Below are 9,027 nucleotides of genomic sequence, written 5' to 3'. Positions count from 1 at the left end.
GGCCGTGGCGAACAGCAGGGCGGCGCCGATGGCGAGGACCGTCGTGCCGCCGATCGCGAGATACGGGGTGGCGCCGGAGCCACCGGTCTCGGCGAGGTTCTGCTGTCCGGTGACCGGCTGCTCCGTGGCGGGCCGCTCGGCGGGGGATTGCTCGTCGGCGGCGCCGACGGCCTTCGTCTCCGGGGAGTTGGTGTCGCCGTAGGCCTCGGCGGCGGTGTCGGCGGTGTCCGTGTCGGCGGTGTCGGCAGTGTTGTCGGTGGTGCCGGTGTTGCCGGCGGCGGTGTCGGTGTGTGTGCCGGTGTCACCGTGGCCGTTGTGTTCGACGGTGGACTTGTCCGCGCCGTCCGCGATCTCCTCGTCGGTGGGCGCGGAGGCGGTCGGCGCGGGCGTCGCCGGAGTGCCGCCGCCCGCGGCGCCGTTGTCCTTGCCGAAGACCACGTCGGAGCAGGTGTAGAAGGCCTCGGGGCTGTCCGAGCGCTGCCAGACGGAGTAGATGAGATGGCGGCCGGACCTGTTGGGAACGATCCCGCCGAAGACGTACTCGCCGTTCTCCAGCTTCGGGTCGGTGACCTTGAGGAACGGCTTCGCCTCCAGATCCGACCACTTCAGCGGCTTGCCCGGGTCGTAGCCGTCCTTGGTGAGATACAGCTCGAAGGAGCCCTTGTGCGGTGCGGTGGCCTTGTAGCGGAAGGTCCTGTTGCCCGCCGTCATCGGGGACGACGGCCAGTCGCCGCGCGCCAGATCGAGCCCCTTGTACTTGTCCCGGCCCGCGCTGCACAGCTTTCCGTCCGGTATCAACCGCTGGTGATTCCCCGCCGCGTCGGCGATATTGACCTCGTTCCAGTCGTAGAGCGCCTGCGTGCCGCCGGCCGCGACCGCCGCCCGGCACGCCGCCGACCGCGGGTTCTCGGGTCCTTCCGCGTAGCAGGCCGCGACCCGGCTGACCGGATCCGTCAGTGATCCATGGGCGTCGGCCGGAGCGGCGGAGAGCCCGGTCAACGCGAGCGGGACAAGACCGAGGACGACGATTCCGGCGGCCGTACGGCGAGCGGTCATGAACAGGTTCTCCTTCGGAACGGCGCTGGCGGAACGCGCCGGGGCGACAGACGACCTCCCCGTCGAACGCCGCCCCGGCGATCAGCAAGCTAGCCCCTGAGAACCCCTGAATCGGCTGCTCGGACAAGGTGCGGGCGATCCTTATGCCGCACTTAAGGTGAGACTAAGAGTGGGCTCAGGAAGCCGCTCGGCACGCCCTCCCGCGGACCGCTCCGCGGCGGCCCGGGAAGCCCCTCGCGCGGGCCGCCCGGCCGGGCCCGGCACGGACTCGGGTAGGGTGGCCGTCGCAGGCAGTGCACGGACCTACCGAAGGAGGCGAGACCCATTACCGCTGTACCAGGTCGGGTGCTCCCCTCCCACGGCCGTGCGGTCCATCGACATAGGTGACCGCCGGGAGTGCCCATCGGCATTCCGAAAGGCTTCCCATGTCAGCTTCTCCCTCCGCTTCCTCCCCGTCTCCCGCTCCGTCCGCGGTCGTCGCCAGGCTCCGCGCGGCGGGCTGTGTCTTCGCGGAGGACGAGGCGCGTCTGCTCGTCTCCACCGCGGGGACCGCGGCCGAACTCACCGCGATGGTGGACCGGCGCGTCGCCGGACTGCCTCTTGAACATGTGCTCGGCTGGGCCGAGTTCCGCGGTCTGCGGATCGCCGTGGATCCCGGGGTCTTCGTGCCGCGCCGCCGCACCGAGTTCCTCGTCCGTGAGGCCGTCGCCCTCGCCCGGCCGAACGCCGTCGTGGTCGATCTGTGCTGCGGCTCCGGCGCGTTGGGCGCGGCGCTGGCCATGGCCCTGGACCGGGCCGAGCTGTACGCCACCGACATCGATCCCGCCGCGGTGCGGTGCGCCCGGCGCAATGTCGACGCCGTCGGCGGCCGGGTGTACGAGGGCGATCTCTACGATCCGCTGCCCGGCGCGCTGCGGGGCCGGGTGGACGTACTGCTCGCCAATGTGCCGTACGTACCGACCGAGGAGGTCGGGCTGCTGCCCCCGGAGGCCCGGATACACGAGGCGCGCGTGGCCCTCGACGGTGGCGCGGACGGCCTCGACGTGCTGCGCCGGGTGACGGCGGCGGCGCCCGACTGGCTGGCCCCCGGCGGCTCCCTGCTGGTCGAGACGAGCGAGCGCCAAGCGCCCCTGGCGGTGGAGACCTTCGCGCGGAGCGGGCTGGTGCCGCGGGTGGCCCGCTCGGAGGAGCTGTACGCCACGGTGGTCGTCGGAACCGGGCCGGGCGGTACGGGAGGCGCTCAGCCGATCCAGCGGTAGCGGCGTTCCGGGCGGCCCGTGCCGCCGTAGCGGAGGGAGATCTCGGCCCGGCCCGTTTCCGCGAAGTACTCCAGATAGCGGCGGGCGCTCACCCGGGACAGCGCCCCCGCGTCCGCGCACTCCGTCGCCGACAGACCGTCCTTGTGCCGGCGCAGAACGCCCTCCACCAGATCGGCCGTGTGGGCCGCGAGGCCCTTGGGCAGCGCGCGGCTGCCGGGCGGGCGCGTGCCGAAGATGTGGTCGACGTCCTCCTGACGCGCCTCGCCGAGACCGGCGAGGCGCGTACGCAGAGAGGCGATGTGCCGCAACTGCTCCTGAAGCGCGCCCTGGTTGAAGGGCTTGATCAGATAGTGCAGCGCGCCCGCGCGCAGCGCCGCGCGGATCACTCCCGCGTCCCGCGCCGCCGTGATGAACAGCGCGTCGACACTGACCCGGCTCCCGTCCCGCTCCTCCGCCGCGCGCAGTCCGCGCAGTACGGCGATGCCGTCCATGTCGGGCAGATAGATGTCGAGCAGGACAAGGTCCGGCCTCAGCCGCTCGGCCGCGCGCAGCGCCTCCGCGCCGCTGTGCGCCACTCCGACGACCGTGAAACCGTCCAGTGCGGACACATAGCGGCTGTGCAGTTTCGCGACCATGAAGTCGTCGTCCACCACCAGCACTTTCGTCACCCCGCCACGCTAGGCCGCGACCTCAATGACCACAACGTCCGTTGATTCCGGAAGCGAGACAGCTTGTTAACGCACAGGCAACATGTGGCCCACTTCACAAGCTTTCCGAAAGGCGGCAGACGTGCGATTGCGCACCCCTCTGGCCCTGCTCGGGTCGGCGCTCCTGGTGCTGGTGGGGCCGCCGTTGCTCTCGTCGGGCACGGGCGCGGACACCGGTACGCAGATTCCCGGCCTGCGGTTCATGGTCCCCAACACCCCTGGCGGCGGTTACGACATCACCGCCCGCACCATGGCCAAGAACGCCGAGGACGGAGAACTCACCCACAACATCGAGGTGTTCAACCTGCCGGGCGCCGGCGGCACCGTCGGTCTCACCCGGCTCGTCGGTGAACACGGCAACGGCAAGCTCGCCATGTCGATGGGTCTCGGTGTGGTCGGTGCCGTCCACACCAACAAGACGCCCAGGACACTCGCCGACACGACGCCGATCGCCCGGATCACCGAGGAGTCCGACATCGTCGTCGTCGGCAAGGACTCCCCGTACCGGACCATCGGCGAGCTGATCGATGCCTGGCGGGCCGATCCGGCCAAGGTGCCCGTCGGCGGCGGCTCCTCGCCCGGCGGACCCGACCATCTCGCTCCCATGCTGATGGCGAAGGCCGCCGGGATCGCGCCGAAGACCGTCAACTACGTCCCGTTCGACGGCGGCGGGGAACTCCTCGCCTCGATCCTCGGCGACAAGGTCGCCTTCGGAGTCTCCGGCCTCGGCGAGTACCTCGACCAGATCAAGGCCGGTGAGCTACGGCTCCTCGCGGTCACCGGACCCGAGCGGATCCCCGGCCTCGACGCGCCCACGCTCCGGGAGTCCGGTCTCGACACCGACTTCACCAACTGGCGCGGTGTCGTGGCGCCGCCCGGCCTCTCCGACGCCGAACGCGCCAAGCTGCTCGCCTTCTTCGACACGCTCCACGACTCGCCCCGGTGGCGGGAGTCCCTGGAGAAGAACGGCTGGGACGACGCCTACCTCCCGGGTGACGAGTTCGGCGAGTTCCTCGCCGAGGAGGACCGGCGTGTGGACTCCGTCCTGAAGGAGCTGGGACTGTGAACAGCGAGACCGGTACGCCCGGAACCTCCGGCACGCCACGGCGGCCGGAGACCCCGCAGGGGCCGGAAGCCGCGCGGGCACCGGAGCCCCCACGGCAGCCCGCGAACCCCCAGGCACCGCGAGCCACAACGGCCTCCACGGCCTCACCGGCGCTGGAGGCCTCGCAGACACCGCCCGCCCCGCGCGGCTCATGGCTGAGCGAGCACTCCGAGCTCGGTGTCGGCCTGCTGCTGCTCGTCCTCGGCGTCCTCGTCCTCACCGACGCGCTCACCATGAACGTCGACATCACCCAGCGCGGACCGGTCGGCCCCAGGACCGTCCCGGTCGTCGTCGGCATCGGTCTGCTGGTCGTCGCCGTCCTGCTCACCCTGGACATCCTGCGCGGCGGCCGGGGCGAGGCGGAGGGCGGCGAGGACATCGATCTGAGCGGGCCCGCCGACTGGCGCACGGTCCTGCTCCTCGCCGGCGTCTTCCTCGCGAACGCCGTGCTCATCGGCCCGCTCGGCTTTCCCGTCTCCGGCGCCCTGCTCTTCTGGGGCTCGGCGTACGCGCTCGGCAGCCGCCACTACGACCGCGATCCGCTGATCGCCGCCGCCCTGTCGCTCGTCACCTACTTCGTCTTCGACAACCTGCTCGGTGTCCCCCTCCCCGGTGGCCCGCTGATGGGGGTGCTGTGACCGATGGACTCCCTCAACTCCCTTCTGGACGGCTTCGGCACGGCGCTCACGCCGATGAATCTGCTCTGGGCCGCGATCGGTGTGCTGCTCGGGACGGCGATCGGTGTACTGCCCGGCATCGGACCCGCCATGGCGGTCGCGCTGCTGCTCCCGGTGACGTACGGACTCGACCCGACCGGCGCGTTCATCATGTTCGCCGGTATCTACTACGGCGCGATGTTCGGCGGCTCCACCACCTCGATCCTGCTCAACACCCCGGGCGAGAGCGCCGCGGTCGTGGCCGCGATCGAGGGCAATCCGATGGCCAAGGCGGGACGCGGCGCCCAGGCGCTGGCCGCCGCCGCGGGCGGGCACTTCGCGGGCGGCATGATCGGCACGATCCTGCTGGTGGTCCTGGCGCCGACGGTGGCGTCGCTCGCCGTGGACATCGGCGCGCCCGACTACTTCGCGATCATGGTGCTGGCGTTCATCGCCGTCACCTCCGTGCTCGGCTCGTCCCGTATCCGCGGTCTCGCCTCGCTGCTCATCGGTCTCACGCTCGGTCTGGTCGGCCTCGACCAGATGACCGGTCAGCAGCGGCTGACCTACGGCGTGCTCCAACTCGCCGACGGCATCGACGTGGTGATCGTCGCGGTCGGTCTCTTCGCGATCGGCGAGGCCCTCTGGGTCGCCGCGCATCTGCGCCGCTCCACGGGTGAGGCGATCCCGGTCGGCCGTCCCTGGCTCGGCAGGGACGACATCCGGCGCACCTGGCGGCCGTGGCTGCGCGGCCCGGTCATCGGCTTTCCGTTCGGCGCGATCCCGGCCGGCGGCGCGGAGATCCCGACCTTCCTCTCGTATGTCACCGAGAAGCGGCTCTCCCGGCACAAGGACCAGTTCGGCAAGGGCGCGATCGAGGGCGTGGCGGGACCCGAGTCCGCCGCCTCCGCCTCGGCGGCCGGGACGCTGGTGTCGATGCTGACGCTCGGACTGCCCACGACGGCCGTCGCCGCCGTGATGCTGGCCGCCTTCCAGCAGTACGGCATCCAGCCGGGACCCCTGCTCTTCGAACGCGAACCCGATCTGGTCTGGGGCCTGATCGCCTCGCTCTTCGTCGGCATGGTCCTGCTGCTCGCACTCAATCTGCCGCTCGCGCCGGTCTGGGCGAAACTGCTGCGCATCCCGCGGCCGTATCTCTACGCGGGAATCCTCTTCTTCGCGGCCGTCGGCGCGTACGCGGTCGGCGGGGAGGCGCTGGACCTGGTGATCCTGCTGATCATCGGTCTGATCGGCTTCGGTATGCGGCGCTACGGACTGCCGGTGCTGCCGGCCGTGATCGGCGTCATCCTCGGCCCGGCCGCCGAACAGCAGCTCCGCCGGGCCCTCCAGATCAGCGACGGCAGCGTGACCGGCCTGGTCGACACGCCGTTCTCGGTGGCGGTGTACGCCGTGATCGTGCTCCTGCTGGCCTGGCCCGGCATACGGAGACTGGTCATCACGCGCCGCCGCCCCACGGCGGGCGCCTGACCCGCGCCCGCCGGTCCGGGCCGGCCGCCCCGCCCTTCCCCCATGAGGGCGGGGCGGCCGGCCCGCCCTCATGGGGGAGGCGGCCGGCCCGCCGCGACCGAACGGTGTCCAGGGTCCGCCCCGGTCGGGGGCGGCTCAGGTCAGCGTGCGCACATGGCGTATCTCCGAAGCGCAGACCGTGTAGCCCAGCCATCGGTTGACCGCCAGCATCGGGCCGTTCCCGGCGTCGTTGGCGGTGTAGGCGTCGGTGTAGCCGGCCGCGCGGGCGCGGTGGAGGGAGTGGGTCTTGGCGATCTTGGCGAGGCCCCGGCCGCGGTGTACGCGCAGGGTGCCGGTCATACCGGACGCGTAGCGGGTACGGCCGTCCGTCTGGGCCGCCGTGAAGGCGGCGACGCGGCCGTCGACCGTCACCACCGTGGTGAGATCGCGGTCCAGCAACGGGTGGTTCCAGGTGTGGTTCAGCCAGTCCGCGTAGTCGTCGAAGTCGACGCTGATGTCGCTCGGTTCGTCGGACGTGGTCTCCGCGTCGGCCTCGAACAGCGGCCGGGGATCGCCGGCGAAGTCCGCCGCCGTGCGCAGTTCGAAACCCGGCGGCAGGGGCGGCGGCTCCGGCAGTGTGCCTCCGGCCAGATCGAGACGCTGGAAGTGCGCCGGGCGCGTCGGCCGGTAGCCGTGGCGCTCGGCGAAGGCCCGGCTCGACGGCTCGTCCAGCGCCCAGGTGTAGACGCTTGTCGCGCCCTCGGCCGCGAGATGCTCCTCCGCCGTGCGGAGCAGCCGCGAGCCCGCGCCCCGGCCCCGGCGCTCCGGATGGACCTGCGGAGTGACGGACGACTGGCCGGGATCGTCGCTGTCGTAGGCGATGCCGGTATGGGCCGAGCCGATCAGTTCGCCGTCCTCCTCGGCGAGCAGCAGCCGGTACTTCTTCGCGGGATTGGCGTGCGCCACATCGAAGCGGAGAGCCTCCTCCGTCGTCACCAGGAAAGGAGCGCAGGCACGTCGCAGCCGGACCACGGCTCCGGCGTCCTCGCTGCGGAAGTCACGGACGATCACAGTCATGGAGCGGCACGGTACGCGCGCGGCCGTCGGGCCGCCTTCCCTTTTCCACGGCACCGTTCCTCCGCCGCCCCGTTCCCGGTGGGGGAGAATCGAGCCGTGACCTTGAAGATCGTGATCGACCAAGCCGCCCCGACCGCTCCGTACGAGCAGCTCCGTACGCAGATCTCGGCGCGGGCGCGCTCCGGCGCGCTGCCCGTGGGATACCGGCTGCCGACCGTACGAGGACTCGCCGAGGAGCTGGGGCTGGCCGCCAACACCGTCGCCAAGGCCTATCGCGCGCTGGAGTCCGACGGAGTGATCGAGACCCGGGGCCGCAACGGTACGTTCATCGCCGCCGCCGGTGACGCCGCCGAGCGCGAGGCCGCGAGCGCCGCGCTGGTGTACGCGGAGCGTGCGCGGCGGCTGGGCCTGGACCGGGCAGCCGCGCTGGCCGCCGCCGAGGAGGCGGTGCGGGCCGTCTACGCGGACTGACCCCCCGGTGGGGGCCGTTCCGGGACCGGCGACGGCGCCAGGCGCGCCGGGCGTCCGGCACCAGGGCGGCCGGGCGGCACCGGCACCGGCGCCTGCGCGGCGGATCAGAGGTAGATCAGAGGTAGAGGCCCGCGTCCGAGCCCGCCTGCTGGGCCGGGACCGAGGCGGGGCCGCCGCCCCGGCGCAGCGCGTACAGCTCGGCCAGTGTCGCGCCCTCGCGGCCGACCGACGCCTCCCAGTCGCCGTCCTCCCTGCTGAGCCAGGACAGCGCCTCCGACCGGGTCAGCGAGCCGACCTCGATCCTGGCCAGACAGCGGCCCGGCCGGACCACCGCCGGATGCAGCCGCTCCAGATCCTCGTTGGTCGTCACGCCCACCAGAACGTTCCTGCCCTGTCCCAGCAGGCCGTCGGTGAGATTCAGCAGCCGCGACAGCGCCTGGCCCGCCGTGTGCTTGGCCTCGCCACGGATCAGCTCGTCGCAGTCCTCCAGGAGCAGCAGCCGCCAGCGGCCCTTGGCCGAGCCGTCGTCCTCACCGATCGCGATGTCCATCAGATAGCCGACGTCGTTGAAGAGCCGCTCCGGGTCCAGTACGCAGTCGACCTGGCACCAGTCGCGCCAGGAGCGGGCCAGCGTACGCAGCGCCGAGGTCTTGCCGGTGCCGGGCGGGCCGTGCAGCAGGAGCAGCCGGCCCGCGATGTCGTCCGGTGTCACCTTCATCAGCCGGTCCATCGCGTCGGCCACCGGCGCGGTGTAGTTGGTCCTGACCTCGTCCCAGGTACCGGCGGCGATCTGCCGGGTGGTGCGGTGCGGGCCGCGCCTGGGCGACACGTACCAGAAGCCCATCGTCACATTCTCGGGCTGCGGCTCCGGCTCGTCCTGCGCGCCGTCGGTCGCCTGCTGATGGATCTTCTCGGCGAGTTCACGGCTGACGGCCGTGACGGTGACATCCGCGCCACGGTTCCAGCGCGAGACGAGCAGGGTCCACCCTTCGCCCTCCGCGAGAGTCGCGCTGCGGTCGTCGTCGCGCGCCGAGCGCAGCACGGCGGCGCCGGGCGGCAGCAGCGTGACGCCCGACCTGACCCGGTCGATCGTCGAGCTGTGCGAGTACGGCTGCTCGCCCGTCGCGAAACGGCCGAGGAACAGCGCGTCGACCACATCCGACGGCGAGTCGCTGTCGTCGACGGTGAGCCGGATCGGCAGTGCGTCCTGAGGCTTGGCAGACATGCCG

Annotated in this window: 9 protein-coding genes; 5 read left to right on the top strand and 4 right to left on the bottom strand. The window is 71.9% G+C overall.

Translation table 11 applies throughout. The annotated features are described in order from the left end of the window. Positions 1 to 1,056, bottom strand: a 1,056-nt coding sequence (locus tag BFF77_RS24185; protein WP_066953361.1) for a lytic polysaccharide monooxygenase, incomplete at its 3' end; no start/stop codon positions are given. Positions 1,057 to 1,481: 425 nt separating this feature from the next. Between BFF77_RS24185 and BFF77_RS24180 the strand changes: the two genes are divergently transcribed. Further along, entirely contained in the window at positions 1,482 to 2,315 is an 834-nt protein-coding gene (locus BFF77_RS24180; RefSeq protein WP_066953359.1) for a putative protein N(5)-glutamine methyltransferase, read from the top strand. Here the strand turns inward: BFF77_RS24180 and BFF77_RS24175 are convergent. Beyond that, entirely contained in the window at positions 2,297 to 2,983 is a 687-nt protein-coding gene (locus tag BFF77_RS24175) for a response regulator (RefSeq protein WP_211280306.1), read from the bottom strand. The genes BFF77_RS24180 and BFF77_RS24175 overlap by 19 nt on opposite strands. A gap of 121 nt (positions 2,984 to 3,104) precedes the next feature. Between BFF77_RS24175 and BFF77_RS24170 the strand changes: the two genes are divergently transcribed. The 3 genes from BFF77_RS24170 to BFF77_RS24160 all read left to right on the top strand — a co-directional run bounded on the left by BFF77_RS24170 (position 3,105) and on the right by BFF77_RS24160 (position 6,271). Further along, a complete protein-coding gene (locus BFF77_RS24170) occupies positions 3,105 to 4,088 on the top strand; it encodes a Bug family tripartite tricarboxylate transporter substrate binding protein (protein WP_066953357.1) in 984 nt (327 codons plus the stop codon). 152 nt (positions 4,089 to 4,240) lie between these two features. Then, entirely contained in the window at positions 4,241 to 4,765 is a 525-nt protein-coding gene (locus tag BFF77_RS24165) for a tripartite tricarboxylate transporter TctB family protein (protein ID WP_066953369.1), read from the top strand. A 3-nt stretch (positions 4,766 to 4,768) separates the two neighbouring features. Beyond that, on the top strand, positions 4,769 to 6,271 hold the full coding sequence (locus tag BFF77_RS24160) for a tripartite tricarboxylate transporter permease (RefSeq protein WP_066953355.1): 1,503 nt from the start codon (positions 4,769 to 4,771) through the stop codon (positions 6,269 to 6,271). Positions 6,272 to 6,406: 135 nt separating this feature from the next. Here BFF77_RS24160 and BFF77_RS24155 read toward each other — a convergent pair whose 3' ends face one another. Then, positions 6,407 to 7,327 (bottom strand): GNAT family N-acetyltransferase, encoded by a 921-nt coding sequence (locus BFF77_RS24155; protein WP_066953353.1) that lies wholly within the window; start codon positions 7,325 to 7,327, stop codon positions 6,407 to 6,409. A 96-nt stretch (positions 7,328 to 7,423) separates the two neighbouring features. Here BFF77_RS24155 and BFF77_RS24150 point away from each other — a divergent pair, with 96 nt between their 5' ends. Beyond that, positions 7,424 to 7,798, top strand: coding sequence for a GntR family transcriptional regulator (locus tag BFF77_RS24150; protein ID WP_066953351.1), 375 nt, complete (start codon positions 7,424 to 7,426; stop codon positions 7,796 to 7,798). A 115-nt stretch (positions 7,799 to 7,913) separates the two neighbouring features. Here the strand turns inward: BFF77_RS24150 and BFF77_RS24145 are convergent, their stop codons facing one another. Next, on the bottom strand, positions 7,914 to 9,023 hold the full coding sequence (locus BFF77_RS24145; protein WP_066953349.1) for a DUF5925 domain-containing protein: 1,110 nt from the start codon (positions 9,021 to 9,023) through the stop codon (positions 7,914 to 7,916). Positions 9,024 to 9,027: the final 4 nt, after the last annotated feature.

It is taken from the genome of Streptomyces lushanensis, from assembly GCF_001700515.1.
GTDB classification, from domain to species: Bacteria; Actinomycetota; Actinomycetes; order Streptomycetales; family Streptomycetaceae; genus Streptomyces; species Streptomyces lushanensis.
The sequence above is the reverse complement of the archived record's forward strand: the minus strand, read 5'-3'. Positions and strand labels throughout refer to the sequence as shown.

What these genes read in the sequence shown, in the direction of transcription:
- BFF77_RS24180 (WP_066953359.1), top strand. Translation starts at nt 1,482, where the DNA reads ATGTCAGCTTCTCCCTCCGCTTCCTCCCCGTCTCCCGCTCCGTCCGCG.
- BFF77_RS24160 (WP_066953355.1), top strand. Translation starts at nt 4,769, where the DNA reads ATGGACTCCCTCAACTCCCTTCTGGACGGCTTCGGCACGGCGCTCACG.
- BFF77_RS24155 (WP_066953353.1), bottom strand. Translation starts at nt 7,327, where the DNA reads ATGACTGTGATCGTCCGTGACTTCCGCAGCGAGGACGCCGGAGCCGTG.
- BFF77_RS24145 (WP_066953349.1), bottom strand. Translation starts at nt 9,023, where the DNA reads ATGTCTGCCAAGCCTCAGGACGCACTGCCGATCCGGCTCACCGTCGAC.